Origin of the sequence: Methylibium rhizosphaerae, from assembly GCF_006386545.1 — a bacterium.
GTDB lineage: Bacteria > Pseudomonadota > Gammaproteobacteria > Burkholderiales > Burkholderiaceae_C > Pseudorivibacter > Pseudorivibacter rhizosphaerae.
In genome coordinates this window covers 22,920-48,384 of sequence record NZ_SWAR01000024.1, presented here as the reverse complement: position 1 = coordinate 48,384, position 25,465 = coordinate 22,920, and the positions used below count along the sequence as shown (strand labels likewise).

Genomic DNA, 25,465 nt, shown 5'->3' with positions numbered 1-25,465 from the left:
GTAGCGCCTGCGGCGCTCCCCCTCTAGGGGGCGACGCTGGTGGACCGGCAAAGCCGGATCCACGGCGTCCACTCCGATCGACAAGGGCCGCGTTGCGGCCCTTGTCTCTCTTCATTCGGGGTCAGTGGCCTTCGAAGCTCACGAGCGTGAACAGCGGCAGTCCTGCCGCACGGAGCCTGTCCGAACCGTGCAGCTCCGGCAGGTCCACGATCGCGGCGCCCTCGATCACTGTCGCGCCCAGCCGCTGCAGCAGGCGCATGCCGGCCATCATGGTGCCGCCGGTGGCGATCAGGTCGTCGATCAGCACCACGCGGTCGCCGGGTTTCACCGCGTCGGTGTGCAGCTCCACCGTGGCGCTGCCGTATTCCAGCTCGTAGGTCTCTTCGACCGTGGTGAAGGGCAGCTTGCCCTTCTTGCGGATCGGCACGAAGCCGATGTTGAGTTCGTAGGCGAGCACCGAGCCGATGATGAAGCCACGTGCATCCAGCCCGGCGATCACGTTCGGCCGCACGTCGAAGTAGCGGTGCACGAACTCGTCGATCAGCACGCGGAACACCTTCGGGTTCTGCAGCAGCGGCGTGATGTCGCGGAACTGCACACCCGCCTCCGGCCAGTCGGGCACGGTGCGGATGTGCTGCTTGATGAATTCGCGAGGATGCTGGTTCTTGGCCATGGCGGTCTGCCTCTTGCGCCAGTGCGCGCAAACCCCGGGATTCTGGCCTGTCCGCCCGGTGCGCGTCAGCCGGGCATCAACCGTGAAGCAGCCGCGCTTCCGCCAGCAGCAGCGCCTCGGGCTGGCCGGCCAGCACCAGCGTGTCGCCCTCGGCCAGCTCGAACTCGTGGTGAGGCTTCACGACGCGGCCGTTGGCGCGGCGGATCGACATCACGTTCACGTCCAGGCCATCGAGCGACAGCAGCGCCAGCGTGCGCCCCAGGCTGGCCGCGCCGGCGTTGAGCGTGACGCTCTGCAGGCGCGCCTGCTCGCGCTCCTCGATCGTGTCGTCGTCGGCGCCGTGGAAGTAGCCGCGCAGCAGCCCGTAGCGCGCGTCGCGCTGGTCCTGCACCACCCGGATCACGCGCCGCATCGGCACGCCCACCAGGGCCAGCACATGGGAGGCCATCATCAGCGAGCCTTCGATGGCCTCCGGCACCACCTCGGTCGCGCCGGCGGCCTGCAGCTTCTCGAGGTCGGCATCGTCGAGCGTGCGCACGATCACCGGCACCGTCGGTGCGTGTTCATGCACGTGCTGCAGGATCTTCATTGCCGAGGCAGTGTCCTGGTAGCTCACCACCACTGCGCTGGCGCGTGCGAGGCCGGCGGCCATCAGGCTCTGCAGGCGCGCGGCGTCGCCGAACACGACACTCTGGCCGGCCGCGGCGGCCTGCCGCACCCGGTCGGGGTCGAGGTCGAGGGCCATGTACGGAATGCCCTCGCCTTCGAGCAGCCGCGCAAGGTTCTGCCCTGAGCGGCCGTAGCCGCAGATGATCACGTGCGCTTCTGTGCGGATCGACTTCTTGGCAATGGTGGTGAGCGCCACCGACTGCATCAGCCATTCGCTCGAGTACAGCTTCATCACGATGCGGTTGCTGTACATCACGATCAGCGGCGTGGCGAGCATCGACAGCACCATGGCCGCGAGCACCGGGTTGCGCAGCTGCTCCGCGATCAGCTGGTTCTGCGTGGCCAGCGACAGCAGCACGAAACCGAACTCGCCAGCCTGCGCGAGGTACAGGCCGGTGCGAAGCGCCACCCCCGGGCTTGCGCCGAACAGCCGCGCCAGCAGGGTGACAAGGCCGAACTTGAACAGCACCGGCAGCGTCACCATCACGAGCACCAGCGCCCAGCGGTCGAGCAGCGCGGCCCAGTCCAGCTTCATGCCCAGCGTGATGAAGAACAGCCCGAGCAGCACGTCGTGGAACGGCCGGATGTCGGTTTCCACCTGGTGCTTGTATTCGGTCTCGGCGATCAGCATGCCGGCGACGAATGCGCCCAGTGCCAGCGACAGGCCGGCCAGCTCGGTCAGCCAGGCCAGGCCCAGCGTGACCAGCAGCAGGTTCAGGATGAACAGCTCCTCGCTCTTGCGGCGCGCCACCAGCGTGAGCCACCAGCGCATCACCCGCTGCCCACCCGACAGCAGCAGCGCCAGCACGGCGGCTGCCTTCAATGCGGCAAGCGCGAGCGTGTTGAACATGTTGCCGCCTTGCGCGCCGAGTGCGGGGATGAGCACCAGCAGCGGCACCACCGCCAGGTCCTGGAACAGCAGCACGCCCATCACCCGGCGGCCGTGTTCGCTCTCGAGTTCGAGCCGCTCGGCCATCAGCTTCACGACGATGGCGGTGCTGCTCATCGCCAGCGCCGCGCCCAGGGCGATGGCACTGCGCCAGTCGAGCCCCCAGGCCTTGCCGAAGCTGGCCATCCACCAGGCAAGGAAGGCGTTGGCCGCCATGGCCACGAGGATGGTGAACGCGACCTGGCTGAAGCCCAGCCCGAACACCAGCGTGCGCATGCTGCGCAGCTTGGGCAGGTTGAACTCGAGCCCGATCACGAACATCAGGAACACCACGCCGAACTCGGCCAGGTGCTCGATGCTCCTGGCATCGTGGGTGGCCTGCAGCACCAGCGGCCCGATCAGCACGCCGACGGCCAGATAGCCCAGCATCGGCGGCAGCTTCATGCTGCGGAATGCCACGACGCCCAGCACGGCGGCAACCAGGAACAACAGGGCGAGTTCGAGCGTAGTGGCCATTCGGCGGGTGAGTGCAAGGCCTGTGCCCAGAGATGGGGGCGCGCCTAGAATCGCCCGATCCTACCCAAGCAAGACGACGTGTCCCATCCTCTCCCACCCTTCGACGCGCAACGGGCCATCGCCCTGGCGCAGCAGACGCTGGACATCGAGGCGCAGGCCCTGGCCGAAGTGCGCCAGCGCGTGGGTGGTGCGTTTGCGCAGGCCGTCAACCGGGTGCTGCACTGCACCGGTCGGGTGGTGGTCATGGGCATGGGCAAGAGCGGCCATGTCGGGCGCAAGATCGCCGCGACCCTGGCATCCACCGGCACGCCTGCGATGTTCGTGCACCCGGCCGAGGCCAGCCACGGCGACCTCGGCATGGTCACGCAGCACGACGTGGTGCTGGCCATCTCCAACTCCGGCGAAGTGGACGAGCTCACCGCCATCCTGCCGGCGATCAAGCGCCTGGGCGTGCCGGTCATCGCCATGACCGGCCGTGCGCAGTCCACGCTTGCCCGGCATGCCGACGTGGTGCTCGACAACGCGGTGGCCAAGGAGGCCTGCCCGCTGAACCTCGCACCCACCGCCAGCACCACCGCGCAGCTCGCGCTCGGCGACGCACTCGCGGTGGCGCTGCTCGACGCCCGCGGCTTCAAGGAAGAAGACTTCGCCCGTTCGCACCCTGGCGGCTCGCTGGGCCGCAAGCTGCTCACGCATGTGCACGACCTCATGCGCACCGGCGACGCGGTGCCGCGGGTGAGCCCGGACACCGGCTTCACCGCGATGATGCGCGAGATGAGCAACAAGGGCCTGGGTGCCACCGCCGTGGCCGATGAAGCCGGCCGGGTGCTCGGCATCTTCACCGACGGCGACCTGCGCCGCTGCATCGAGCAGGGTCGCGACCTGCGTGAGCTGAAGGCCGGCGACGTGATGCACCGCAACCCCCGCACCATCCGTCATGACGTGCTGGCCGTCGAAGCCGCCGACCTGATGGAAGAGGCACGCATCACCACCGTGCTGGTGGTCGACGAACACGGCGTCCTCGCCGGCGCCATCAACTCCAACGATCTGATGCGCGCCAAGGTCATCTGAGGCACGCGAGCGACTCCGACCGACCGACCATGCGCGAGCTCCAGCCCACGCTTTCGTTCGACCCTGCGCTGCTGCTCAAGGCGCAGGGCATCAAGGCCGCCATCTTCGACGTCGACGGCGTGCTGACCGACGGCCGCATCTACATCGGTGAAGCCGGCGAAGGCTTCAAGGCCTTCTGCACCCTCGACGGCCACGGCCTCAAGCTGCTGGCGCAAGGCGGCATCACGCCCATCGTCATCACCGGTCGCGACGCGCCCGCGGTGCGCCGGCGCATGGCCGACCTCAAGATCGCGCACGCGGTGTACGGCGTGCACGACAAGCTGGCAGCGGCCCAGCAGCTCATGGGCCAGCTCGGCCTCGGCTGGCATGAAATGGCGGCCATCGGCGACGACTGGCCCGACCTGCCGCTCCTGGTGCGGGCCGCCTTTGCTGCCGCGCCGCCGCAGGCGCATGCCGAAGTGAAGGCGGCGGTTCATCACGTCACGCGGGCCGAAAGCGGCTACGGCGCGGCGCGCGAGTTCTGCGACCTGCTGCTGGTGGCGGCCGGCCGCTATGCCGAGCTGCTGCACGGCCACCTCGTCACGCTGGACGACGGTTCCACGTCGCCCAGGGCATGACGGTGCAAGACAGCATCCCGCTGGCCGAGCTGGAGCCGCTGGCTCCGCTCACGCCGCCCACGCAGCGCCGCCGCCGGGCCGGGCCCTGGCATGTGCGGGTCTGGGAAAACATTGCCGTGTCGCTGCCGGCGGTGCTGATGGCCTTGCTGGCCGCGGCCACCTGGTGGCTGGTCAAGAACACGCCGGTGCCCGACCCCGAGCGGCCGTCGGCGCCGCCGCGCCACGTGCCCGACTACGAGATGCAAAAGTTCTCGATGCAGCGCTTCCTGGCCGACGGCGCGCCCAGCGCCAAGGTCGAAGGCGAGGCGCTGCGCCACTACCCCGACACCGACACGCTGGAGATCGACGACGTGCGCCTGCGCGCGGTCGATCCGAAGGGCCTGGTTTCCACCGCCAGCGCGAAACGGGCGCTCGCCAACGGCGACATGAGCGAGGTGCAGCTGATCGGCGCGGCCCGGGTGCTGCGCGAGCCGCCCCCTGGCGCGCCCTCCGGGGAGGCGTTCGAATTCCGCGGCGAGTTCCTGCACCTGTTCACCGACACCGAGCGGGTGCGCTCGCACCTGCCGGTCACGATCATCAGCGGGCGCAGCGAGATCCGCGCCGACAGCCTCGAGTACGACCACCTGACGCAGACCGCCGTGCTGACCGGCCGGGTGAAGGGCAGCATCGCGCCGCAGGCTGCCGCACCGAAGGAAGCCGCGCCATGAAACTGGTCCTCATCACCGGCGCCTCCAGCGGCATCGGGCAAGCGCTCGCGGCGCGCTTCTATCAGGCCGGCTACCGGCTTGCCCTGGTGGCGCGGCGCACCGGCGACATCGCGAGCTGGGCGCAGACCCAGGGCTTCGCCGCCGAACGCGTGGGCGTCTACGCCGCCGACGTGCGCCAGCCCGACAGCATCATTGCCGCGGCGCGCGACTGCATCGCCAAGCAAGGCGTGCCCGACGTCGTGATCGCCAATGCAGGCATCAGCGTGGGCATCGACACCGCGGAGTACGAAGACCTCGAGGTCATGCGCGCCACCTTCGAGACCAACAACCTGGGCGTGGCCGCGACCTTCCACCCTTTCGTGAAACCGATGCGCGAGCGCCGCAGCGGCACCCTGGTGGGTATTGCCAGCGTGGCGGCGATCCGAGGCCTGCCCGGCCACGGCGCCTACTGCGCCAGCAAGGCAGCGGTGGTGAGCTACTGCGAAAGCCTGCGCGGCGAATGCCGCCCGTTCGGGGTCAAGGTCGTCACGGTGGTGCCGGGGTATGTGGCCACGCCGCTGACGGCCGGCAACACCTACCCGATGCCCTTTCTCATGACGCCGGACGAATTTGCCGACCGCGCCTTCGCCGCCATCGAAGCCGGCGCAAGCTACCGCGTCATTCCGTGGCAGATGGGGGTGGTGGCCAAGCTGCTGCGCCTGCTGCCCAATGCCCTGTTCGACCGCGTGCTGGCCGGTCGAGGCCGCAAGAAGCGCCAGGGCGAGGCCTGACGGAGGCACCCCAATGAAAAAGGCGGTGAGCCTCTCGGCCACCGCCTTCTTTCTTGCAGACTTGCCGGCTGATCAGTAGCCGCCGCGACCGCCGCCGCCGTAGCCGCCACCGCCGCTGCGGCCGCCGCCACCACCGCCGTAGCCGCCGCCACCGCTGCGACCACCGCCGCCGCCGTAGCCGCCGCCACCGCCGCCTTCGCGACGGCCGCCGCCGAAGCCGCCGCCGCCACCACCACCGCCGCCACCGTACGGACCACGGAAGCCGCCCGGACGCTCTTCACGGGGGCGGGCTTCGTTGACGACGATGGCACGGCCGGACAGGGGCTGGCCGTTCATGCCTTCGATGGCCGACTGAGCTTCGGAGTCCGAGCCCATTTCAACGAATCCGAAACCTTTCGAGCGGCCAGTGTCGCGGTCCATCATGACCTTGGCCGAGGTGACCGAACCGAACTGCGAGAACGCTTGCTGCAGCTCTTCGTCACGCACGCTGTAGGCAAGGTTGCCTACGTAGAGTTTGTTGCCCATGGATGAGCGCCTTTCCTAGAAACCTGAACAGAGAACCATGTGGAGCTCAACCCATCGGGACCTATTTCCAGAGAAGGCGCGGCTACCAGACACAGGAGCCGGATTATGTGGTAAAGCTCACGCGAGTGCGCTAGCCCGTTTGGCAACTTCGCGCGGAAAGTGTTGTATCTGCGCCGTTTCCAAAGCAGCGGTTGGGGTTTCCCCGTGGGCCCTGCAGCGCACCGCCCGAGGCTGCCGCGGTGCATCAGCGCACCTATGATGGGCGCCTCCCATGAACCCGCCCCAGTCCCTAGGCCCTGCACAGGGCGCTGCGACCTTTCGCATCGCCAGCCTGGTGCCCAGCCTCACCGAACTGCTGGTGGACCTCGGCCTGGGGCACTGTCTGGTGGCACGCACAGGCTTCTGCGTGCACCCGCGCGAGGCGCTGGCCGACGTCCCCAAGGTGGGCGGCACGAAGGACGTGAACCTCGCCAAGCTGCAGCGGCTGGCGCCCAGCCACGTGCTGGTCAACGTCGACGAGAACCGGGCCGAGACGGTGGAGGCGCTGCGTGCCTGGCCGAATCCGCCGCAGGTCATCGTGACCCATCCGCTGGCACCGGCCGACAACCTCATGCTGTTCGGCCAGATGGCCGAGGCCTTCGGTGCGGTGGCGGGCGTTGGCGAGCGGGCAGCGGCCTTGCGGCGCGAACTCGAGCACGAGCTGGCCGTGCTCCACGCGGGGCCGCCGCGCCGCGTGCTGTACCTCATCTGGCGCGAGCCTTGGATGACGGTCGCGCGAGACACCTACATCTCGCAGCTCCTGGCCCATGTGCACTGGCACACCCTGCCCGACGTCACCGGCGGCCCGCACGGGGCCGCCCGCTATCCGGTGGTCGCCGCCGATGCGCCGTGGCTCGCCGACGTGCAGGAAGTGCTGCTGAGCTCGGAGCCGTACCGGTTCGGCGCAGGGCACATGGCCGAAGCACAGGCACTGTGCCCGCAGGCCCGGGTGCTACTGGTCGATGGCGAGCTGCTCAGCTGGTACGGCCCGCGGGCGGCCGAGGGGCTGCGCTACGCCCGCGGACTGGCCCGCGATGCGCTTGCATCGACAGCCTGAGCTCGCCCCCCCGACAATCGCGCCCCATGGATCTCTACAAGCCGCTGATTGCACTCCTGGCCATCGTCAACCCGATCGGCGTGGTGCCCTTCTTCATCCACTTCACCCAGAACTTCAACCGCAAGCAGCGCCAGCGCACCATCCGCGTCAGCGCGTTCACCGCCTTCCTGGTCATCTCGATCAGCTCACTGGTGGGGCTCAAGATCCTGGGCTTCTTCAGCATCTCGCTGGCCTCGTTCCAGGTCGGCGGCGGCACGCTGCTGCTGATCAGCGCCTTGCACATGCTCAATGCGCAGCCGGCGGAGTCCAAGCCCAGCGACGTGAGCGAAGGCAGCCAGAAGGCCGATGCCGGCGACAGCATCGCGGTGGTGCCGCTGACCATTCCGCTGCTCACCGGTCCGGCCACCATCTCCACGATGGTGATCTATGCCGAAAAGACGCGGCACTGGTGGGAGCTGGGGGTGCTGGTGGGCTACGGCGTGGTGGTGGGCGTCGTGACCTTCGTGGTGTTTTCTGCCGCCGGTCGCATCGCCAAGGTCATGGGCCAGACCGGCATCAACGTGATGACGCGGCTGATGGGCCTGATCCTCGCGGCGCTGGCCGTCGAGCTGCTGTCCGACGGGCTGACCAAGCTGTTCCCTGTGCTGGCCAGCCACATCGGCAACTGAGCACCGAACGCCGGTCCCGTTCGGCAAGTTTTTCAACGAGATGTTCTCCGGGCGGCCGGCATCGGCCTGCCGCTCAGGCATGGGGCTTGCCGACTGGCGAGCGAGACCACCATGAACGGATGGAGACACCGATGAAAGACCCTGTTGCCACCCAGCGCGAGTCACGCCGCCTGGAAGGCCGCGGGCATCTGCCCTACGAGCGGGTGCCCACCTACCAGGAGCTGCTCGACGAAGCGCTGGACGAGACCTTCCCCGCCAGCGACCCGATATCCCCCACGGCGGCCATGCATGCCGAACGGCAGATCATGACCGGCCGCGACGACAAGGACTGGACGCTGGTCCCCGGCGCCGACCAGCCGCCGCCCGACCCGAACTGCAAGCGCAGCTAGCTGGAGCAGGACCCGGCGGCCTCCTACAGCAGCCGGGCCTTCAGCTGCAGTGCGAACGCGCCATCCACCGTCCCGACCGACGGGATGTAGACGAGGTTGAGCCCCAGGCGCTGCCACTGCAGCGACAGCGCCGGCACGAACGTCGGGAAGTAGCCGCCGCCCTTCATGCGCGGATAGCCGTTGACCACGCCCACGCTGGCGCCGGCATGCAGCGAAAAGTCTGCCGGCAGATCGAGGCACAGCGGCATCCAGCCCGCCTGCACGTAGTTGCTCGGGCGGTTGCGCGAGTTGCGGTAGTGGCCGGCGTTCAGTTGCCAGTCCTGCCAGTGGCCGCCGCCGTGCCACTCGAATCCGATGCCGGTGTTGTTCTGCTGGTAGCGATCGGCCCGGCGCGTGTGGTGCGACCAGAAGCCGCTGCTCAGCCACCACTGCGCAGCCCCCTCGCCGCCTTCGGCATGGGCTTGCGCGAAGCCGGCGCAGGGCGGCAGCAGCAACGCTGCGAACAACGGCAACAGGCGCAAGGCGGGCGGGTACTGCATGGCAGGGCCTCTTTGACAACACGGGACCGCGCAACCGGTTCGTGCTGCGCGTTGACCGGTGTATCGGGCGCCAGGGCAGCCGCTTGATTTCCTGTTACCCGGGGCAGCGCCATCCCGCGCAGTGCTGCACGCTCGCTGCCTCGAGGCCAGGCGCCGCCGTGACGGAATGCCGGTGCGCCTGCCGGAGCCGATAGCATCCGCGCCATGACGCCTCCTTCGCCGCCTTGCGTGCTGCTGCTCGAAGACGACCCGGCCATCGCGCGCACCGTTGCCTATGCGCTCGAGCGCGACGGGTTCGCCGTGCGGCACGTGCTGCTGGTGCGCGAGGCCGCGGAGCAGCTGCGCAGCGGAGCAGCCGACGTGGCCTTGCTCGACGTGGGGCTGCCCGACGGCAGCGGGCTCGACCTGTGCCGCACGCTGCGGCAGGAGCAGCCGGCCCTGCCCATCGTGCTGCTCACCGCACGCAGCGACGAGACCGACCGCGTGCTCGGGCTCGAGCTGGGTGCCGACGACTACGTCGCCAAGCCCTTCAGTCCCCGCGAGCTGGTGGCCAGGGTGCGCGCGCTGTTGCGGCGTGCACGCGCGACCGCCTCGCCGGTCGCGCCGCCACACGGGCTGTTCGAGCTCGACGAAGCCGGCTCGCGGGTGCGGTATGCCGGCCAGCCGTTGTCGCTCACGCGTCGCGAGCTCGGCCTGCTGCGGGTGCTGCTGCGTTCACCCGGACGCATCCACAGCCGCGAGTCGCTGCTCGACGCGGTGTGGGGCGCCGACGCCGACAGCGGCGACCGCACGGTGGACACGCACGTCAAGACGCTGCGCGCCAAGCTGCGCGAGGTGAAGCCGGAGCTCGATCCCATCGTCACGCATCGGGGGCTGGGGTATTCGCTGGAGCTTCCGGCGTCATGAAGCTGGAGCAACGGAGCGTCGCCTCGTGAAACTCGAGCAACGGAGTAACGCCTCATGAAACTCGGCGTGCGCCTGCTGCTGGGCTTCTTCCTCATCACCGGGCTCGCGGCGTTTTTCGTGCTGCGGGTGTTCGTCGCCGAGGTGAAGCCCAGCGTGCGCGAGGTGATGGAAGACGTGCTGGTGGACACCGCCAACCTGCTGGCCGAGCAGGTGGCCGACGACCTGGCCGCGCTGCCCGAGGGCGCCACGCTGGAGCAGTCGCGGTTTGCCGAGCGTGTGCGCGACTACGCCGCGCGTCCCATCGACGCAAGGATCTGGGGGCTGGCCAAGCGCAGCCTCGACTTCCGCATCTACGTCACCGACGCGCGCGGTCGCGTGGTCTTCGACGCCGGGGCCCGCCAGGGCAGCGCGGTCGGCGCCGACTACTCGCGCTGGCGTGACGTGGCGCTCACCCTGCGCGGCGAATACGGTGCGCGCGCCACCCGCGAGGTGCAGGCCGACGACCGCAGCTCGGTCATGTACGTGGCGGCGCCGGTGCGCCATGAAGGCCAGGTGATCGGCGTGCTCACGGTGGCCAAGCCGGTGGCCACGGTGCAGCCCTTCATCGACCGCGCCGAGCGCAAGATCCTGGTGGCTGGCGCCTGGCTGCTGGGCCTGTCGCTGGCCATCGGCGTGGCCGTCACCGGCTGGCTGGTGTGGTCGATCCGGCGGCTGCGGCGCTATGCACAGCAGGTCGACAGCGGCGGCCGCCGCATCGAGGTGCCGGCCCTGTCGGGCGAACTCGGCGAGCTGGCCAAGGCCATGGACGCCATGCGCACGCGCCTCGACGGGCGCGAGCAGCTCGAACACACGGTGCGTGCGCTGACCCATGAGCTCAAGAGCCCGCTGGCCGCCATCCGCGGCGCGGCCGAGCTGCTGCGCGACCCGCTGCCCGACGCCGATCGCGAAACCTTTGCCCGCCAGATCGAGGAACAGGGCGAACGCCTGCGGCTGCTGGTCGACCGTCTGCTGGAGCTGTCGAAGCTCGAGGGCCGGCGCGCGCTCGAGCATGCCGGCCCGGTGTCGCTCAGCCGCTGCGCCCTGCAGGCCTGGGATGCGCTGCACGCCCGTGCCGACCAGCGCCGCATCGGCCTGCGCTGGCTGTCGCCGCCCGACCCCGGCATCGAAGTGCACGGCGATGCCGAGCTCATCACGCTGGCGATGACCAACCTCTTCGCCAATGCCCTGGACTTCGCACCCGAGGGCAGCGAGCTGGAGGTGGCGGTGGGCTCCGACGGCAGCTTCACGCTGCGCGACCATGGCCCCGGCGTGCCCGACTACGCGCGGGCGCAGCTCGGCCAGCGCTTCTATTCGACCCCCAGGCCCGGCGACCATGCGCCCAAGAGCAGCGGGCTGGGCCTTGCGATCGTGCAGCAGGTGATGGCACTGCACGGCGGCACGTGGAGCGGCGAGCCGGCGCAGCCGGGCTGGCGTGCGCGGCTGCAGTTCACGGCGCCCTGAGCCGGCCGCTTCACGCTCGCTTCACAAACTTCGCGCTCCGCTCACGCGGCGTTGCGACGCTGCAGGCTCCAACAACTCCCGGGAGCCGGAGCGAATGAAGTCACGTCCTTACCTTTTCAAGGCGCTGGCGGTGGGCGGCATCACCTTGCTGCTGTGCGCTGCGCTGGCGCGCATCGGCGGCATCGTCGACGAACGCCAGGGCCGCCAGCATGAAGCCGAACGCAGCGTCGAAACCCGCCTGGCCGGCCGCCAGGCCCTGCTCGGCCCGGTGCTGCACCGCTCGTGCGTCGAGGAATGGGACACCACCGTCGGCGAAGGCAAGGACAGGCGCGTGACCACCGACAAGCGCGAGTTCCGCCTGTCGCTGGCGCCCACGCGGCTGCACATCGACGCCAGCGCTGCGCTGGAGCCGCGCTATCGCGGCCTGTTCAAGGTCAACGCCTATGCCACCAAGGCCACCCTGCAGGCGCAATGGGCCAGCCTTGCGCCGCTGGTGGCGCAGCGCGAGCATGCCGGCTCGCGCCTGGCCTGCGGCGAGCCGATCCTGATGGTGGCCTTGAACGATGCCCGCGGCATCCGGCTCGCCCAGGTGCGGGCCAACGGCAGCAGCCGCCCGGTGCTGCCCGGCACCTTCCATGGCAGCTACCCGCGAGGTTTCCACAGCGTGCTGGCCGGGTCGGGATCGCTGGCCGAGGCGCCGGCGCCGGGCACCGCGCTCACCGCCGACCTGACGCTCGAACTGGTGGGCACCGCAGAGCTCGCGATCGCCCCGGTGGCCGACACGACGTTGGTGCAGCTGCGCTCCGACTGGCCGCACCCCAGCTTCGGCGGGCGGTTCCTGCCGGCCGAACGCGAGGTCCGCAGCGACGGGTTTTCCGCCACCTGGCGCGTCTCGTCGCTGGCCACCACCGCCGCGCAGGACTACACGCGTGGCGCGGAGCTGTGCGCGCCCGCCGGCAACGCGGCCGCCAACCCGTACAACGTGGAACGCTGGGCCGCGGCGGCGGCCGAAGCCGCCGCCGGGCAGAAGCCCAGGGGCTGTGTCGAAACCCTCGATGTCGCCTTCATCGACCCGGTGAACGCCTATTCGCTGAGCGACCGCGCCACCAAGTACGGCCTGCTGTTCATCGCCCTCACCTTCGCCATCGTCGCGATGTGCGAGGTGCTGGGTCGCGTGAAGGTGCATCCGATCCAGTACGCGCTGGTGGGAGCGGCGCTCACCCTGTTCTTCCTGCTGCTGCTCAGCCTGTCGGAGCACCTGGCTTTCGCATGGGCCTATGCCGCGGCCAGTGCCGGTGTGGTGGCCCTGCTGGGCTACTACGGCGCGCACGTGCTGGGCGGCTGGCGTGCCGGCGGCCTGTTCGGCGGCGGGGCTGCGCTGCTGTACGGCGTGCTCTACGTGCTGCTGCAGATGGAGCAGACCGCCCTCGTGATGGGGTCGCTGCTGCTGTTCGGCGTGCTCGGTGCGGTGATGGTGCTCACGCGGCGGGTGGACTGGTATGCGCTGCTCGGGCGCGATGCCGCCGCGTCAGGCGGTTGAGGCCGGCTGCGACGCAGGCGTCTCGCGGGCCAGGCGCATCACGGTGACGCCCACGCGCAGCTGCCGCAGCGACGGCATCACCAGCGTGCAGTCCGCATAGGGCGTCGTCAGCGGTGTGCCGGCGTCCCAGCCGAGCACGGTGCCGGCTTCGGCGACACGCTGGCCGTTGCGCCAGGGCTCGGCGAACCGCACGTCGAGGCTCGCGGCAACCAGCGCGTCGGTCACCGTCAGCACCGCCTGCCGGCCCGGCGCCGGCAGGCGCCATGAGGGCGGCAAGGCGGACGGCGCCACCACTCCGCTGGCCGCCAGAAAGCGCGCCAGCATGTCGAGCGCCACGTCGCGGCTGGACAGCGCTCCGTGGTGGCCGCATTCGACCAGCAGCGCCCGCGAGGTGCCGTCATCGGCGCTGCCGAACCGGCCGTGGTCGCGCAGGCGCCGGCCGTCGCGGTGCCCGGCATCGACGATCACGCAGCGCGGCGCGCCCAGTTCGCGGGCCAGCTCGATGTTGCGCGGCAGCAGGCCGGTCAGCAGCAAGGGCTCGCCGGGCTCGTGCATCGAATGCAGGTCGAGCAGCCAGTCGGCCTGCTCCACCCACGGCAACAGCTGTCTCGCCCGGCGCCGCTCGGCACTGCTGGCGGGCGCATCGACCAGGCCCGGGCCCCACACGCGATTCAGGTCTTCATCGACAAAACGAGAAGCATCCGGCGACCGCTGGTCGAAGCGGTCGAAGGCCTCGAGATTGCAGAAGGCCAGCGTCAGCGAGCCGCGCTGCGGTCGCAGCTTCACCTCCAGCGCGGCCAGCAGGGCCCAGGCGCCGCACAGCTCGTTGCCATGAACCAGCGCGGTGACCAGCACGTTCGGCCCGGGTTGCGCCGAGGCAAAACGCCACACGCCTTCGGTGCCGGTGTTGCCGTGACGCCAGTCGCCCAGCGAGGGCACGGGCAGGTCGAACGGCAGTGGAGGAAGGGGACCTTCATTCATTGCGGATCTTCGCGAAGTCGACGATGCGGGCGTACTTTTCCTGCTCGGCCTTCAGGTAGGTCGCCAGCTGCTCGTCCGGCTTGCCTTCGGGGGGCGCCGGGCGCGCGCCGGCTTCCTCGAGCTTCCTGCGCAGCTCGGGCGAGGCCACCGCCTCCTGGAAGGCCTGGCCGAGCCGGGCGGCCACCGGCTGCGGCAGCCTGGCGGGCGCGAACAGTCCGAACCAGATGCCGATGTTGACCTTGCGGAACGACGGGTGCTCCGACAGCGCCGGGATGTCCGGCGTGGCGGGTGCGCGCCGGGCGTCGGTGGTGCCCAGCGCCGCCACGCTGCCGGCGCGGATGTGCGGCAGGCCGCTCGACAGCACGAACACGCCGAAGTCCAGCTGGCCGCCCAGCAGGTCGGTGGTGAGCGGCCCCACGCCGCGGTACGGGATGTGCACCATGAACAGCCCGCCGGACTGCTTGAGCATTTCTCCGGCCAGGTGCAGCGCGGTGCCCATGCCCGAGCTGCCATAGCTGAACTTGCCCGGGCTGCCCTTCACCACCCGCACGAAGTCGTCGAGTGACCTGACCTTCGTATGGGGTGCGGCCACCAGCACCATGGGCTGCGTGGCGACGAGGCCGATCGGCGAGAAGTCGCGCTGGCCGTCATAGGCCAGCGCCGGGTTGACCAGCTTGCTGATGGCCATTTCGTTGTTCGACGCCAGCAGCAGCTTGTAGCCGTCCGGGGCCGCCTTGGCGACCCGCTGCGCACCGATCGTGCCGCCGGCGCCGCCGATGTTCTCGATCACGACCGCCTGGCCGAGGCGCCTGGCCAGTTCCGGCGCGAGCGTGCGGGCCACCAGGTCCACGCTGCCGCCGGGCGGGTAGCCCACCACCAGCGTGATCGGCTTCGAGGGGTAGTCCGACTGTGCGGCTGCCGCGCCGCAAAGGCCGGCCGCCAGCCAGGCGGCCAGGGTGGTCGTGATCCAGGAACGTCGCTGCTGCATGCTGCCTCGCCGGGTTCAGTGGTGTGCGACCAGTGTGGACGGGCCCGGGGCGTGGCCGGTGCCGAAGCGGCACGGGAACGTGCCGAACGGGTGCCGGCAAGGCTACTGGTCGGTGGCGGCCCACACCGCTTCGAGCAGCGGCGACTGGCGCGCCCGCGGGCGGTACAGCCTCACCTGGAAATGCACCTCCTCGCTGCGAGCCCCCAGCGGCACCAGCAGGCGGTTCTTGCAGGCGGCGGCGACCATCGACCACGGCAGCCAGGCCACGCCCAGCCCCTTGAGCACGAACTCCTGGATCGCATCGGCCGAGTCGCAGACATAGCGCGTGCGCCCGGCGGCGCCGGGCATGCCGCGCTGCAGGTGTTCGCGCACCAGCGCCCCCAGCGACAGCGAGGCCGCATAGGCGATCAGCGGGCCGTCCTGCAGCCCGTGCAAAGCGCGGCCCTGGGCATTCGCGCGCGACACCGGCACCAGCCGGTCGTTGGCCAGGGTGAGGTGCCGGAAGCGCTGGCTGCTCAACCGCACCGACGTGGCCGGGTGCTCGTAGCAGCACACGAAGTCGGCTTCGCCGCGTTCCAGCAAGGCTGCCACCTCGGTCATGGCGCGTGTATGCACCTCGACCCGCTGCCCGTGCAGCGGCTGGCGCGGGCGCGACAGCCGCGCCAGCCAGTCGGCCACGAGGGTGCGCGCCAGCGTGCGCCCCGTCGCCACGCGCACCACCTCGCCCGCCAGCGCCGGGTGACGGCTGCGCAGCAGGTCGCGGGTCTGGAGCAGTCCGTCGAGCAGCGCCTGGCTCTGCTGCAGCAAGGCGAGCCCCGCGGGCGTGAGCTGCACCGGCGTGCGGCGGCGTTCCACCAGCGGCACGCCCGCCCAGGCTTCGAGCGTGCGGATGCGGCGGCCGAAGGCCGGATGCGTGACGTGCCGCACTTCGGCCGCGCGCACGAAGCTGCGCTCGTCGGCCAGGGCCCTCAGGTCTTCGAGCAGTTTCAGGTCCACGCGGGCATTGTCATGCGCGCGCCGTCCTGTGCCTCAGCGCTGCGTGCCGCGCACCGCGGCCGACACCAGGCTTTCGATCTCGCCGGTGATGCGCGTCAGCGTGTCGGCCACCACCGCGAACTCGCGGCCCACGGCGCCGGCGCGTGCCGCGCTCACCTGCGCGTTGAAGGCCACGATGCGGGCCTGCTTCGCGATGGTCTGGATGTCGGCCATCAGCGCCTGCTGGCGCTGGTGCTGCACCACCGCATGGCGCGCGGCCTCGGCTTCGTAGATCTGCGTCAGCCGGTTCAGCAGGTCGAGCATGGGGCTGCTCGAGGCCACGAGTTCCTGCTGGAGCGCTTCGGCGCCGCGCAGTCCGTCTTCGATGGCCGCCAGCGTGCGTTCAGTGAGGGCGATGAATTCGCGGATGCGCGCATCGCCTTGCAATGCACCGAAATAGGCCTCGCGAATGGCCGCGAAATGGGCTCCGGGCAGTTGCGGGCTGCCATGCACGAGGCCGGCATGGCTCACGGTGAACAGCGCCAGCGCCTCTCGTGCCGTGCTGCCGGCGCCCTGCTGTCCGCGCGCGGACAGCAGGGCCTGCAGCACGATGCGCTGCGACAGCATGCGCTGCCGTCCGGCGAGGTTGATGAGCGCGCCGAGCTTGTCGCCAGACACCTCGGGTGCGACAGGCGGCTTGCCGCTCGCGCGGGCCGCAGCGGGTGCGCCGGGGGGCGGAAGGGTCGCGGCATGCATGGCAACGGTGCAGGTGGATGGGTTTGCGCATCCCCTTGCACGATCCGTTCCCCGACGGGCCCCTGGAGCCGCCATGAGCGAAGCCGCTCGCGGCAAGCGGTACTACGTCACGCGCGAATAGGTGAAGTGGTGGCGCGCGTCAAGGGCATGTCCTTGGCATATGGCGCGGCACTGGGCGCCGATAACGTTCGCCGCGTTCGATCAACGCGGGTGGCGAGTGAAAGGCGAGGGATACATGCAGTGCAGGCGCTCGGCGGAGCGCAGCCGCGGCAGGTGTCGCCGCGGCGCTGTCAGGCCATCGGGGGAGCCCATGGGAGATGGCCTGTTGCTTGGGGGCCCGGCCTGGTAGGGGCCGGGCCCCGGAGCAAGTGCGAAGTGCGTACAGGAGCGGTCGCGGCTACGACCCCAGCCGCCCGGCCCTGAAGTCTTCAACCGCCTGGAAGATCTCCTCGTGCGTATTCATCACGAACGGGCCGTATTGGGCGATCGGTTCGTTCAGCGGCCGGCCGGCGATCAGCAGCGCCTTCGCGTCTTCGCTGGCCGAGAGCACCACGCCGTCGCTGCCGGCCGTGTTGGCCAGGATGGCCATGCGCTGCGCGCCCACTTCGGTGCGAGCCTCACCCTGGCCGACGAACACCGTGCCCCGGTACACGTACACGAAGGCATTGTGCGAAGCCGGCAGCGCCTGCTCGAAGCTCGAGCCGGCGGTGAAGTGCAGGTCGAGGTACAGCGGCAACGTCGCCTCGCGCTGCATGGCGCCCGCCACGCCGTGGCTCGTGCCGGCGATCACCCGTGCCGTCACGCCGCCGGGCGTGTCGAACTGCGGGATCTCCTCGCTTGCGATGTCGCGGTACCACGGGTCGCACAGCTTGTCCTTGCCCGGCAGGTTGAGCCACAGCTGGAACCCTTCCATCACGCCGTCCTGCTGCTCCGGCATTTCAGAGTGCACCAGCCCGCGGCCGGCGGTCATCCATTGCACGCCGCCGTTGCGCAGCAGGCCTTCGTGGCCGGCGCTGTCCTTGTGCCGCATGCGGCCGGCGATCATGTAGGTCACCGTCTCGAAACCGCGGTGAGGGTGGTCGGGAAAGCCGGCGCCGTAGTCCTTCGGGTCGTCGCTCGCGAAGTTGTCGAGCATCAGGAAGGGGTCGAGGCGGCGCTGCAGTGGCTGCGTCAGCACCCGGGTGAGCTTCACGCCGGCCCCGTCGCGCGTGGGCATGCCGGTCACCAGACGCTCGACGCGGCGGGGTGCGGTCACGGTTTCAGCGGCGGTGGTCATTCTGTCTCTCCAGTCTTCGGGGGGCGGCGGCTCGTGGCCGACCCCGCACTTCAACACATCAGGCAATCGCGGCGATGTCGCGTTGTGCGCTGGCCAGGCCAGCGTCGGCCGCTTCGGGGCCCATGTTCAGCCCTTCGGCGTAGATGAACTGCACGTCGTTCATGCCCAGGAAGCCCAGCACCATCTTGATCCACGGCACCTGGCTGTCGGCGGGCGTGTCGCGGTACTGGCCGCCGCGCGTCAGCACGGCGTAGACCTTCTTGCCCTTGAGCAGGCCTTCAGGGCCCTGCGCGGTGTAGCGGAAGGTCGTGCCGGCCCGGGCGATGGCGTCGATCCAGTTCTTGAACTGCGCGGTCACGCCGAAGTTGTACATCGGCACGGCCAGCACCAGCACGTCGGCCGCCTGCACCTCGGCAATCAGCGCATCGTCCTGCGCCACGCGGGCGGCTTGCTCGGCGCTGCGTTGCTCGGCCGGCGTGAACAGCGCGCCCAGCGCAGCTTCATCGAGCACCGGCAGCGGCCGGGTGGTGAGGTCGCGCAGCGTCAGCGTGGCGCCCGGGTTGGCGGCCAGCAGGCGTTCGCTCAGCTCGTTGGCCAGGCGGGTCGATTGGGAGCCCTGGCCGTTTTCGTAGCGGCGGGCGCTGGTATTGATTTGCAGGATGTTCATGAGGCGGCTCCAGCGGAAGAAGGGGTTGCGATGGAGTCAATGTATTTGTGCCACCCGTGTTTAAAAAGGTGGTCCAATGGATAAGTTCGTTCCATTGATGGAACAGACTGGGGCGGGCGCCGCCCCGGAGGACGCCAAATGATCGATCCCAACGACCTGGCCCTGTTTGCCCGCGTGGCCGAAGCGGGCAGTTTCACCAAGGCGGCAGAGCGGCTGAAATTGCCCAAGTCCACCGTCTCGCGGCGGCTGTCTGCGCTCGAAACCCAGCTCGGCGAGCGGTTGCTGCAGCGCACGACCCGCAAGCTCACCCTCACCGAGTTCGGCCAGGCCCTGCTCGACCATGCGCGGCAGGTGGTGGCCGAGGTGGACGCCGTGGCGGCGCTGGCCATGCATCGGCAGGCCCAGCCCAGCGGGCGCCTGCGAGTCACTGCGCCAGCCGACTTCGCGCCCGAGGTGATGCCCCGCGTGCTGGCCGAATTCATCGAGCGCTACCCGGCCATCACGCTCGAGATGGATCTCACGCCGCGCCGGGTGGACCTCATCTCCGAAGGCTTCGACGTGGCGCTGCGCATGGGCGAGCTGGCCGACGACAGCCAGCTCGCGGCGCGGCGGCTGGTGTCGATGACGACCGGCCTGTATGCCGCGCCTGCGCTGTTGGCGCGCCAGGGCGAGCCGGTGTCGCCGGAGGCGCTGCCGCACATGGACGGCCTGCTGGTGCTGTCGCGCACCGGTGAGCCCATGCCATGGAAGCTGACCCGTGGCGAAGAGCGCTGGCAAGGCCTGCCGATGCCTCGCGCGGTGATCAACGCCCCGGCCGTGCTGCTCAAGCTCGCCTGCGAAGGCTGCGGCATCGTGGCCACCGCCGAAATGATTGCCGAGCCTCACGTGAAAAGCGGTGCGCTCGTGCGTGTGCTGCCCCAGTGGTGTCTGGCCCCGGTCGATGCGTGGGCGGTGTTTCCCGGGCGCCGGCTCATGCCGGCCAAGACGCGGGTGTTCATCGACGCCGTGGCCGCCGGCATCACCGGCGCCTGCGAAGTGGCCGAGCGGCGGCGCCAGGCGCAGGCGCAGGCGCAGGCGCAGGCTGCCTGACCCGGACGAACCGGCCGCACAAAGGCAAGGGCCCCGCAGCGCACATCCGCTGCGGGGCCCGGGCGTGGTCAGCAACCGTGCTGTATCAACCGCTCACGATCTGCAGCTGGTTGTCCACACGGCTCACGCCCGAAACAGTGCTGGCGACCTGCTCGGCACGCTGCTTGTCGGCCATGCTCTTGACCTCGCCCTTGAGCACCACCGTGCCGTCCTTGCTGTCGACGTTGATGCCCAGCGTCTTGAGGTCAGGCTCCTTGATCAGCGCTGCCTTCACCGATGCGGTGAGGCTGGCGTCGTCCACCGCGTTGGCCATCTTGTCGGTCTGGCGCTCGATCGCCTGGCCGGCCTGTTCGCTCTTCTGCTCGATGGTCTGGCCAGCCTGCTCGGAGCGCTGCTCCATGCGGGCGGTGGCCTCGTCGAGCTTCTGGCCGGCGGTCTGGCCATCGTCGTCGCGGTTGTTGCAGCCGGCCAGGCCCATCAGCAAGGCCGCGCTCACGGCGCTCAGGCTGAGCAGCCGCAGTTGCTTGGTGGTCGGTTGGGACATGGAAACCTCCTGGGGTCGAGTGGAACGCTGGCGCGTCGGGCGCAAGGCCCGGTGCGCACACCCAAACCTTAGGGCCGTGCGGAACGGGTCGCCGTCATCCAGCTGCGCGTCGCCTTGTCGGCCTGTTCTGACGGCTCGTCCGGCAACACGTCGGCCGGCACCGCCGCGGTCGCGGGCAGCGACACGGTGAAGGTGGTGCCCCTGCCCTTGATGCTGTGCACCTCGATGGCGCCGCCCATCTGCTCGAGCAGCAGCTTCACCACCACCAGGCCAAGCCCGGTACCCGGCACGCTGGCGGCGGGCGCCAACCGCTTGAACGGCCGGAACAGCTGCTCCAGTTCCTGCGCGTCGAGGCCCTCGCCCTCGTCGCGTACGCTCACCGTCACCTGGTCGCCGACCTCGGCATGCTCGATCACCAGCACGCCGCCGCGGCGGTTGTACTTGCAGGCATTGCTGAAGAGGTTGACGAACACCTGCTCGAGCCGCTGCGCGTCGGCCACCACGTGCAGCGGCTGCGCGGGCAGCCCGTGCACCACCTGCACGTCATACGACTGGCGCTCCTTGTCGACGAGGCGCAGTGCCGCGTCGACCACCGGCTGCAATGCCATCGGGCGCAGCGACATCGAGAAGTTGCCGGAGTCGATGTGGGTGATGTCGAGCACGTCTTCCACCAGCCGCAGCAGGTGCTCGCCGGCTTCACCGATGTGCTGCACCCGCGCACGCTGGGCAGGCGCCAGCGGTTGCGACGCGTCGGCCAGCATCAGCTGCGAGAAGCCGAGCACCGCATTGAGCGGCGTGCGCAGCTCATGGCTCAGGCGCGACAGGAACTCGATGCGTGCACGGGCCACCCGCTCGGCTGCCGCCTTGTCGAGCGCCAGCTGGGTGTTCTGCACTTCGTCGGTCACGTCGCGCACCACGCCCAGCATGCGCGCCGCCTGCTGCACGCCGGCGTCGCGGTACAGCAGGCCGGTCACCGCCAGGTGGCGCTCGGCGCCGTCGCTCGGGCGCCGGATGCGGTAGCGCTGCTTGAACAGCTCGCCGCTGGCCACCGCCTGGGCCAGGGCCGTTCGCACCGGCATCCGATCATCGGGATGCAGCAGCTTGCGCAGCTCGCTGCGCAGCAGGCGCAACCCTTCGGCCCGGAAGTCGAAGCCATAGGCCGCCGCTGCCCGCGCGTCGAGGAACACTTCATCGCTGTCGAGGTTCCAGTCGAACAGACCGAGGCCGTCACTGGCGGTGGCCAGTGTCCAGCGCTGGTTGGCCTGGGCCAGCTGCTGCTGCGCCTGCTGGTGGCGCAGCAGCCCGCGGCGCCCGAGGGCCACACCCGCCATGGCGAGCAATGCCGCCAGCCCCAGCGTCACCGCGCACAGTAGCCACACCACGGCCCGCGAGGCGGTGCCGAGCGAGGCCGAAAAGCGCCGCTCCTGCGCGATCAGCCGCGACTCCAGCGCATCGAGCTGCGCCATCGCGTCGATCCGCTCCGCGGCGGACAGGCTTTCACGGCCATCCAGGCGGCGCGACAGGCGCGCGCCCAGGGCCACCAGTTCCGCGATGAGCCGGTCGCCCTCGACCCAGGCCTCCACCGCGTCGCGCATCAGCGGCGTGCCGCTGCAGCAGCGGTACATCCACACCATCGCCGGCACGTCGCCCGCATGGTTGCCGCCGCGCAGGAAACCGTCTCGCGCGGCGGTCAGGTCGGCCGGCCTGCGATCGAGCGCTTCCCGCGCTTCGCGGTCGCCCAGGGGGACCTCGAGTGCCTCGGTGAAACGGGCATGGGCGCCGGCGCTGCCGGTCACCGCATACAGCCGCAGCTGCGCAACGGCAACGCTGCGCCCCTTGGACCACAGGCTCTCGCCGCCGACGTAGGCCCTCACCCCGGAAAGCGCATAGAAGCCGGCCACGCTCAGCAAGGCCAGCAGCGCGGTGGCCGCCACGAAGGGACCGAGCACGCGCGCCATCGACACCCGGTGCTCGAACGCCGGAACCGGCGCCTGCGGCGCATCGGCGGCGGCGACCGGCGGGGCGGTGCGCTCGTCCAGCGGGCCGGACAGCAGCCCGCCTTTTCCCTGAGTAGTGCTGGTCACGTTGCGTGTGTCTGCGTGAAGCGCGATGAGCGTAGCGCAAGGCCCCGCGCATGTGTCAGGCAATCGCTACAGTGCAGCCATGGATGCCCCGTTCCAGTTGCCGATTTCACACCGCCGTCGCTTGCGGGAGATCTGGCGCTCCGCCGGCTGGCCCTGCCAGGACCTGATCGAGATCGACCTGCTGGCCGCTGGCCTGCTGCAACGCGTGCAGGACCCCGATGGCCGCGAGCGCCTGCGGGTCAGCGACAGCGGCGTGCAGGTGCTGGCGCACACCCTGCAGAGCAATCGGAGTGCCTTGAGCGCCCATGAGGCGCTGGTGGCCCGCGTGGCGCTCGAGATGCAGCGGGCCGGGCGCATCGCCTGGCGCGGCCTGAGCCTGCGCGCCCGCATCGAGCAGGCTCAGGCCGAGGCGGCACCCGCCGTGCTGCCGCTCGATCCCGAAGGCGCTCCGCCGCCGGACGGTGGCCGGCCGCATCGCTGGGTGATGGCCATGCCCGACGTCTACTCGATCCGCAACACCACCGTCGAGGACTACTGCTGCCCCATCGTGCATGAGGTCAAGGTGCGCCGCGCCGACCTGCAGAGCGACCTGCGCAATGCCGCCAAGCGCGCGGCCTACCTCGACCTGTGCAGCGAGTGCTGGTACGTGCTGGCCGAAGGCATTGCCGAGCCGGACGAAGTGCCGCCCGAATGCGGCGTGCTGGTCGCCAGGCCGGCGGCCGGCGGCGGCACCGTGCTCGACGTGGCGCGGCCCGCGCCGCGCCGGGCCATGCGCCTGCCCTTCGGCGTGTGGCTCGCCCTGGCCAAGGCCACGCCGGTGCCTGCGCCGCTGGACGAGGCACAAGGCTGGCTGGGCGACCCCGACGCGCTGTAGCCGGTTGCGCCGCCCCACAATCGCCCCACCGTGGACTTCCGTCACTGAAACATGAACACCTCATGGTTCACCTCGGCACGCCGCCTCACCCTGGCGGTGCTGCTCGCGACGGCGGCGCTGCCGCCACTGCACGCGGCCGCGCCTTCGGCCGGCGTGGCCTGGCGAAACGCCGCAACCGATGCCGACATCGAGCGCGCCTTCACGCTGGCCCGCAACGAACGCAAGCCGGTGCTGCTGTACTGGGGCGCCAGGTGGTGTCCGCCGTGCAACCAGCTCAAGGCCACGCTGTTCAACCGGCAGGACTTCATCGCGCAGTCGCGCGCCTTCGTCGCGATCCATGTCGACGGCGACCAGCCCGGCGCGCAGAAGCTGGGCGCGCGCTTCAAGGTGAGCGGCTACCCGACGCTGGTGCTCATGTCGCCGGCCGGCACCGAGATCACCCGCCTGCCCGGCGAGGTGGATGCCCCCCAGGTGATGGAGCTGCTGCAGCTGGGCCTGGCCGGCGGCCGGCCGGTCAAGGCGGTGCTGGCCGATGCCCGCGCCGGCAAGCCGATCGGCGCCAACGAATGGCGCCTGCTCGCCTTCTATTCCTGGGAAACCGACGAAGAGAGGCTGCTCCCGCAGGCCGAGCTGCAGCCGGCACTGGCGAAGCTGGCCGCCGCGGCTGCGGCCGGTGACGCGGAAACCTCCACCCGCCTGTGGCTGAAGGCGCTGGCGGCCGGCGAAGAGGGCAAGCCGCCGGCGTTCAAGCCCGAGGCGGCCTTGCGTGAACGGGTGCTGCAGCTGCTGGCCGACCCGGCGGCCGCCCGTGCGCAGATGGACGTGCTGAGCAACAACACCCGCCGCCTCGTGCTGGCACTGGCCAGCCCGGACGCCGCTGCGAACCAGGCCTTGCGCAATGCGTTCGACGCCGCGCTGCGGCGTTTCGAGGCCGATGCCACGCTGTCGCGCGCCGACCGCATGAGCGCCAGCATCGCCCGCGTGGAACTCGCGCGCATCGAGCTGCCGCGCCAGGAACTCCACCCCCGCCTGCCCGAGCCCTTGCTGGCCGACGTGCGGGCACAGGTGGCACGCGCCGACCGCGAGATCACCGATGGCTACGAACGCCAGGCGGTCATCACCTCCGCCGGCTACCTGCTCGGCCGCGCCGGCCTGTGGGACGAGTCCGATGCCCTGCTGAAGGCCGGCGTCGCCCGCAGCCACTCGCCCTACTACCTGATGAGCCAGCTCGGCGGCAATGCCCGCAAGCTCGGCAGGAAGGACGAAGCCCTGCGCTGGTACGGGCAGGCCTTCGACACGAGCGAAGGCCCGGCCACACGGCTGCAATGGGGCGCCAGCTACCTCGACGCCCTGGTCGACCTGGCGCCTCAGGACGGGCAGCGCATCGAGCGCATCGCCGGCCAGCTGTTCGCCGAAGCCGGCCAGCAGCAAGGCGCCTTCCATGAGCGCAATGCCAAGGCGCTGCAGCGGGTGGGCCGCAAGCTCGTGGCCTGGAATGCCGACGGCAGCCACGCGGCCAGCCTCAGGCGCCTGCAAGGGCAGCTCGACGCGCTGTGCCGCAAGCTCGGAAAGGGCGACCCGCAGCGCGCCACCTGCGAAGGGTTGCTCAAGCCGGAGAAGGCCGCCGCGAAGGGGGCCAGCGCATGAGTGCCGGGCCGAAGCTGTGGTGGGAGGACTTCGAGGTCGGCAGCGCGCATGAATTCGGCGGGCACACCCTCACCCGGGACGAGATCGTGCGCTTCGCGAGCGAGTTCGACCCGCAGCCGTTTCACCTGGACGAGGAGGTGGCCCGGCAGTCGCTGTTCGGCGCGCTGGCCGCCAGCGGCTGGCACACCTGCTCGCTGGTGATGCGCATGATGTGCGACGCCTACCTGCTCGACTCGGCGAGCCTGGGCTCTCCCGGCCTCGAGAACATCCGCTGGCTGAAGCCGGTGCTGGTGGGCGACACGCTGTCGGTGCGCATGGAAGTGCTCGAGGCCCGCGTGATGAACAGCCGGCCGACCGTGGGCCTCGTGCGCTCGCGCTGGGAGGCCCTCAACCAGCGCAACGAGGCGGTACTCAGCATGGAAGGCTGGGGGATGTTCCGGCGGCGGCCGCAGTAGCGGCGAGTGCCGGCTGCCGAGACGGCACGGTTGCCCGTTCGATGGTGCGTGTGT

General features: G+C 70.3%; 26 protein-coding genes. 14 read left to right on the top strand and 12 right to left on the bottom strand.

Annotated features, from left to right (window positions below; all coding sequences use genetic code 11):
• Window positions 1–121: 121 nt before the first annotated feature.
• Together E8D38_RS17425 and E8D38_RS17420 are read right to left on the bottom strand one after the other, a co-directional pair.
• Complete coding sequence (locus tag E8D38_RS17425; RefSeq protein WP_140633771.1) at window positions 122–673, bottom strand: adenine phosphoribosyltransferase; 552 nt, start codon at window positions 671–673, stop codon at window positions 122–124.
• A gap of 76 nt (window positions 674–749) precedes the next feature.
• Window positions 750–2,747, bottom strand: a complete 1,998-nt coding sequence (locus tag E8D38_RS17420; RefSeq protein WP_140633768.1) for a monovalent cation:proton antiporter family protein — start codon at window positions 2,745–2,747, stop codon at window positions 750–752.
• Between the two features lie 78 nt (window positions 2,748–2,825).
• Between E8D38_RS17420 and E8D38_RS17415 the strand changes: the two genes are divergently transcribed.
• Genes E8D38_RS17415 through E8D38_RS17400 form a run of 4 tightly spaced genes read left to right on the top strand, consistent with a single transcriptional unit; the run spans window position 2,826 to window position 5,912 of the window.
• Window positions 2,826–3,818, top strand: coding sequence for a KpsF/GutQ family sugar-phosphate isomerase (locus E8D38_RS17415; RefSeq protein WP_140633765.1), 993 nt, complete (start codon window positions 2,826–2,828; stop codon window positions 3,816–3,818).
• Between the two features lie 29 nt (window positions 3,819–3,847).
• A complete protein-coding gene (locus E8D38_RS17410; RefSeq protein WP_140633762.1) occupies window positions 3,848–4,435 on the top strand; it encodes a KdsC family phosphatase in 588 nt (195 codons plus the stop codon).
• Window positions 4,432–5,142, top strand: a complete 711-nt coding sequence (lptC, locus tag E8D38_RS17405; RefSeq protein WP_140633758.1) for an LPS export ABC transporter periplasmic protein LptC — start codon at window positions 4,432–4,434, stop codon at window positions 5,140–5,142. Before E8D38_RS17410 ends, lptC begins: the two co-directional genes overlap by 4 nt.
• Window positions 5,139–5,912 carry an SDR family oxidoreductase gene (locus E8D38_RS17400; protein WP_140633755.1) on the top strand — a complete coding sequence of 258 codons (774 nt, stop codon included), beginning with the start codon at window positions 5,139–5,141 and terminating at the stop codon, window positions 5,910–5,912. The genes lptC and E8D38_RS17400 overlap by 4 nt, the downstream gene beginning before the upstream one ends.
• 72 nt (window positions 5,913–5,984) lie before the next feature.
• On the opposite strand, the gene E8D38_RS17395 is transcribed toward E8D38_RS17400, so the two are convergent.
• Entirely contained in the window at window positions 5,985–6,437 is a 453-nt protein-coding gene (locus E8D38_RS17395) for an RNA recognition motif domain-containing protein (protein WP_140633752.1), read from the bottom strand.
• Between the two features lie 271 nt (window positions 6,438–6,708).
• Between E8D38_RS17395 and E8D38_RS17390 the strand changes: the two genes are divergently transcribed.
• From E8D38_RS17390 to E8D38_RS17380, 3 genes are all read left to right on the top strand, one after another.
• Window positions 6,709–7,533: a helical backbone metal receptor gene (locus tag E8D38_RS17390; protein WP_140633749.1), complete on the top strand. Its 825-nt coding sequence runs from the start codon at window positions 6,709–6,711 to the stop codon at window positions 7,531–7,533.
• Window positions 7,534–7,559: 26 nt separating this feature from the next.
• Window positions 7,560–8,201 carry a MarC family protein gene (locus E8D38_RS17385; RefSeq protein ID WP_140633746.1) on the top strand — a complete coding sequence of 214 codons (642 nt, stop codon included), beginning with the start codon at window positions 7,560–7,562 and terminating at the stop codon, window positions 8,199–8,201.
• Window positions 8,202–8,332: 131 nt separating this feature from the next.
• Window positions 8,333–8,590 carry a hypothetical protein gene (locus E8D38_RS17380; protein ID WP_140633743.1) on the top strand — a complete coding sequence of 86 codons (258 nt, stop codon included), beginning with the start codon at window positions 8,333–8,335 and terminating at the stop codon, window positions 8,588–8,590.
• A 23-nt stretch (window positions 8,591–8,613) separates the two neighbouring features.
• Here the strand turns inward: E8D38_RS17380 and E8D38_RS17375 are convergent, their stop codons facing one another.
• A complete protein-coding gene (locus E8D38_RS17375; protein WP_140633740.1) occupies window positions 8,614–9,129 on the bottom strand; it encodes a hypothetical protein in 516 nt (171 codons plus the stop codon).
• Window positions 9,130–9,333: 204 nt separating this feature from the next.
• Between E8D38_RS17375 and creB the strand changes: the two genes are divergently transcribed.
• The 3 genes from creB (at window position 9,334) to creD (ending at window position 13,075) form a co-directional block, all read left to right on the top strand.
• Window positions 9,334–10,035, top strand: coding sequence for a two-component system response regulator CreB (creB, locus tag E8D38_RS17370; protein WP_140633736.1), 702 nt, complete (start codon window positions 9,334–9,336; stop codon window positions 10,033–10,035).
• A 54-nt stretch (window positions 10,036–10,089) separates the two neighbouring features.
• Window positions 10,090–11,535, top strand: coding sequence for a two-component system sensor histidine kinase CreC (gene creC / locus E8D38_RS17365; RefSeq protein ID WP_140633733.1), 1,446 nt, complete (start codon window positions 10,090–10,092; stop codon window positions 11,533–11,535).
• A gap of 94 nt (window positions 11,536–11,629) precedes the next feature.
• On the top strand, window positions 11,630–13,075 hold the full coding sequence (creD, locus tag E8D38_RS17360) for a cell envelope integrity protein CreD (protein WP_140633730.1): 1,446 nt from the start codon (window positions 11,630–11,632) through the stop codon (window positions 13,073–13,075).
• Here the strand turns inward: creD and E8D38_RS17355 are convergent.
• The 6 genes from E8D38_RS17355 to E8D38_RS17330 form a co-directional block, all read right to left on the bottom strand.
• Window positions 13,064–14,032 (bottom strand): M14 family metallopeptidase, encoded by a 969-nt coding sequence (locus tag E8D38_RS17355; protein ID WP_140633896.1) that lies wholly within the window; start codon window positions 14,030–14,032, stop codon window positions 13,064–13,066. The two genes, creD and E8D38_RS17355, sit on opposite strands and share 12 nt — an antisense overlap.
• A 16-nt stretch (window positions 14,033–14,048) precedes the next feature.
• On the bottom strand, window positions 14,049–15,044 hold the full coding sequence (locus E8D38_RS17350) for a Bug family tripartite tricarboxylate transporter substrate binding protein (RefSeq protein WP_140633727.1): 996 nt from the start codon (window positions 15,042–15,044) through the stop codon (window positions 14,049–14,051).
• A 102-nt stretch (window positions 15,045–15,146) separates the two neighbouring features.
• Window positions 15,147–16,040 carry a LysR family transcriptional regulator gene (locus E8D38_RS17345; protein WP_140633724.1) on the bottom strand — a complete coding sequence of 298 codons (894 nt, stop codon included), beginning with the start codon at window positions 16,038–16,040 and terminating at the stop codon, window positions 15,147–15,149.
• Between the two features lie 33 nt (window positions 16,041–16,073).
• On the bottom strand, window positions 16,074–16,775 hold the full coding sequence (locus tag E8D38_RS29335) for a type IV pili methyl-accepting chemotaxis transducer N-terminal domain-containing protein (RefSeq protein WP_140633721.1): 702 nt from the start codon (window positions 16,773–16,775) through the stop codon (window positions 16,074–16,076).
• Window positions 16,776–17,172: 397 nt separating this feature from the next.
• Window positions 17,173–18,051, bottom strand: coding sequence for a pirin family protein (locus tag E8D38_RS17335; protein ID WP_140633718.1), 879 nt, complete (start codon window positions 18,049–18,051; stop codon window positions 17,173–17,175).
• A gap of 58 nt (window positions 18,052–18,109) precedes the next feature.
• Window positions 18,110–18,718: an FMN-dependent NADH-azoreductase gene (locus tag E8D38_RS17330; RefSeq protein WP_140633715.1), complete on the bottom strand. Its 609-nt coding sequence runs from the start codon at window positions 18,716–18,718 to the stop codon at window positions 18,110–18,112.
• A 138-nt stretch (window positions 18,719–18,856) separates the two neighbouring features.
• Here E8D38_RS17330 and E8D38_RS17325 point away from each other — a divergent pair, with 138 nt between their 5' ends.
• Window positions 18,857–19,807 (top strand): LysR family transcriptional regulator, encoded by a 951-nt coding sequence (locus E8D38_RS17325; RefSeq protein WP_140633712.1) that lies wholly within the window; start codon window positions 18,857–18,859, stop codon window positions 19,805–19,807.
• An 85-nt stretch (window positions 19,808–19,892) separates the two neighbouring features.
• Here the strand turns inward: E8D38_RS17325 and E8D38_RS17320 are convergent, their stop codons facing one another.
• Window positions 19,893–20,351 carry a BON domain-containing protein gene (locus E8D38_RS17320; protein WP_140633709.1) on the bottom strand — a complete coding sequence of 153 codons (459 nt, stop codon included), beginning with the start codon at window positions 20,349–20,351 and terminating at the stop codon, window positions 19,893–19,895.
• 68 nt (window positions 20,352–20,419) lie between these two features.
• Window positions 20,420–22,435, bottom strand: a complete 2,016-nt coding sequence (locus E8D38_RS17315; protein ID WP_140633706.1) for a sensor histidine kinase — start codon at window positions 22,433–22,435, stop codon at window positions 20,420–20,422.
• A gap of 79 nt (window positions 22,436–22,514) precedes the next feature.
• On the opposite strand from E8D38_RS17315, the gene E8D38_RS17310 reads away from it, so the two are divergent.
• Genes E8D38_RS17310 through E8D38_RS17300 form a run of 3 tightly spaced genes read left to right on the top strand, consistent with a single transcriptional unit; the run spans window position 22,515 to window position 25,411 of the window.
• On the top strand, window positions 22,515–23,309 hold the full coding sequence (locus tag E8D38_RS17310; RefSeq protein WP_140633701.1) for a hypothetical protein: 795 nt from the start codon (window positions 22,515–22,517) through the stop codon (window positions 23,307–23,309).
• Window positions 23,310–23,360: 51 nt separating this feature from the next.
• Window positions 23,361–24,956 carry a thioredoxin family protein gene (locus E8D38_RS17305; RefSeq protein WP_140633698.1) on the top strand — a complete coding sequence of 532 codons (1,596 nt, stop codon included), beginning with the start codon at window positions 23,361–23,363 and terminating at the stop codon, window positions 24,954–24,956.
• Complete coding sequence (locus E8D38_RS17300) at window positions 24,953–25,411, top strand: MaoC family dehydratase (RefSeq protein ID WP_140633695.1); 459 nt, start codon at window positions 24,953–24,955, stop codon at window positions 25,409–25,411. Before E8D38_RS17305 ends, E8D38_RS17300 begins: the two co-directional genes overlap by 4 nt.
• Window positions 25,412–25,465 lie beyond the last annotated feature (54 nt).

Bases quoted from the DNA above. Each gene is read 5' to 3' on its own strand.
- E8D38_RS17425 (WP_140633771.1), bottom strand. From the start codon at position 673: ATGGCCAAGAACCAGCATCCTCGCGAATTCATCAAGCAGCACATCCGC.
- E8D38_RS17420 (WP_140633768.1), bottom strand. From the start codon at position 2,747: ATGGCCACTACGCTCGAACTCGCCCTGTTGTTCCTGGTTGCCGCCGTG.
- E8D38_RS17410 (WP_140633762.1), top strand. From the start codon at position 3,848: ATGCGCGAGCTCCAGCCCACGCTTTCGTTCGACCCTGCGCTGCTGCTC.
- lptC (WP_140633758.1), top strand. From the start codon at position 4,432: ATGACGGTGCAAGACAGCATCCCGCTGGCCGAGCTGGAGCCGCTGGCT.
- E8D38_RS17400 (WP_140633755.1), top strand. From the start codon at position 5,139: ATGAAACTGGTCCTCATCACCGGCGCCTCCAGCGGCATCGGGCAAGCG.
- E8D38_RS17395 (WP_140633752.1), bottom strand. From the start codon at position 6,437: ATGGGCAACAAACTCTACGTAGGCAACCTTGCCTACAGCGTGCGTGAC.
- E8D38_RS17390 (WP_140633749.1), top strand. From the start codon at position 6,709: ATGAACCCGCCCCAGTCCCTAGGCCCTGCACAGGGCGCTGCGACCTTT.
- E8D38_RS17385 (WP_140633746.1), top strand. From the start codon at position 7,560: ATGGATCTCTACAAGCCGCTGATTGCACTCCTGGCCATCGTCAACCCG.
- E8D38_RS17380 (WP_140633743.1), top strand. From the start codon at position 8,333: ATGAAAGACCCTGTTGCCACCCAGCGCGAGTCACGCCGCCTGGAAGGC.
- E8D38_RS17375 (WP_140633740.1), bottom strand. From the start codon at position 9,129: ATGCAGTACCCGCCCGCCTTGCGCCTGTTGCCGTTGTTCGCAGCGTTG.
- creB (WP_140633736.1), top strand. From the start codon at position 9,334: ATGACGCCTCCTTCGCCGCCTTGCGTGCTGCTGCTCGAAGACGACCCG.
- creC (WP_140633733.1), top strand. From the start codon at position 10,090: ATGAAACTCGGCGTGCGCCTGCTGCTGGGCTTCTTCCTCATCACCGGG.
- creD (WP_140633730.1), top strand. From the start codon at position 11,630: ATGAAGTCACGTCCTTACCTTTTCAAGGCGCTGGCGGTGGGCGGCATC.
- E8D38_RS17350 (WP_140633727.1), bottom strand. From the start codon at position 15,044: ATGCAGCAGCGACGTTCCTGGATCACGACCACCCTGGCCGCCTGGCTG.
- E8D38_RS29335 (WP_140633721.1), bottom strand. From the start codon at position 16,775: ATGCATGCCGCGACCCTTCCGCCCCCCGGCGCACCCGCTGCGGCCCGC.
- E8D38_RS17335 (WP_140633718.1), bottom strand. From the start codon at position 18,051: ATGACCACCGCCGCTGAAACCGTGACCGCACCCCGCCGCGTCGAGCGT.
- E8D38_RS17330 (WP_140633715.1), bottom strand. From the start codon at position 18,718: ATGAACATCCTGCAAATCAATACCAGCGCCCGCCGCTACGAAAACGGC.
- E8D38_RS17325 (WP_140633712.1), top strand. From the start codon at position 18,857: ATGATCGATCCCAACGACCTGGCCCTGTTTGCCCGCGTGGCCGAAGCG.
- E8D38_RS17320 (WP_140633709.1), bottom strand. From the start codon at position 20,351: ATGTCCCAACCGACCACCAAGCAACTGCGGCTGCTCAGCCTGAGCGCC.
- E8D38_RS17310 (WP_140633701.1), top strand. From the start codon at position 22,515: ATGGATGCCCCGTTCCAGTTGCCGATTTCACACCGCCGTCGCTTGCGG.
- E8D38_RS17305 (WP_140633698.1), top strand. From the start codon at position 23,361: ATGAACACCTCATGGTTCACCTCGGCACGCCGCCTCACCCTGGCGGTG.
- E8D38_RS17300 (WP_140633695.1), top strand. From the start codon at position 24,953: ATGAGTGCCGGGCCGAAGCTGTGGTGGGAGGACTTCGAGGTCGGCAGC.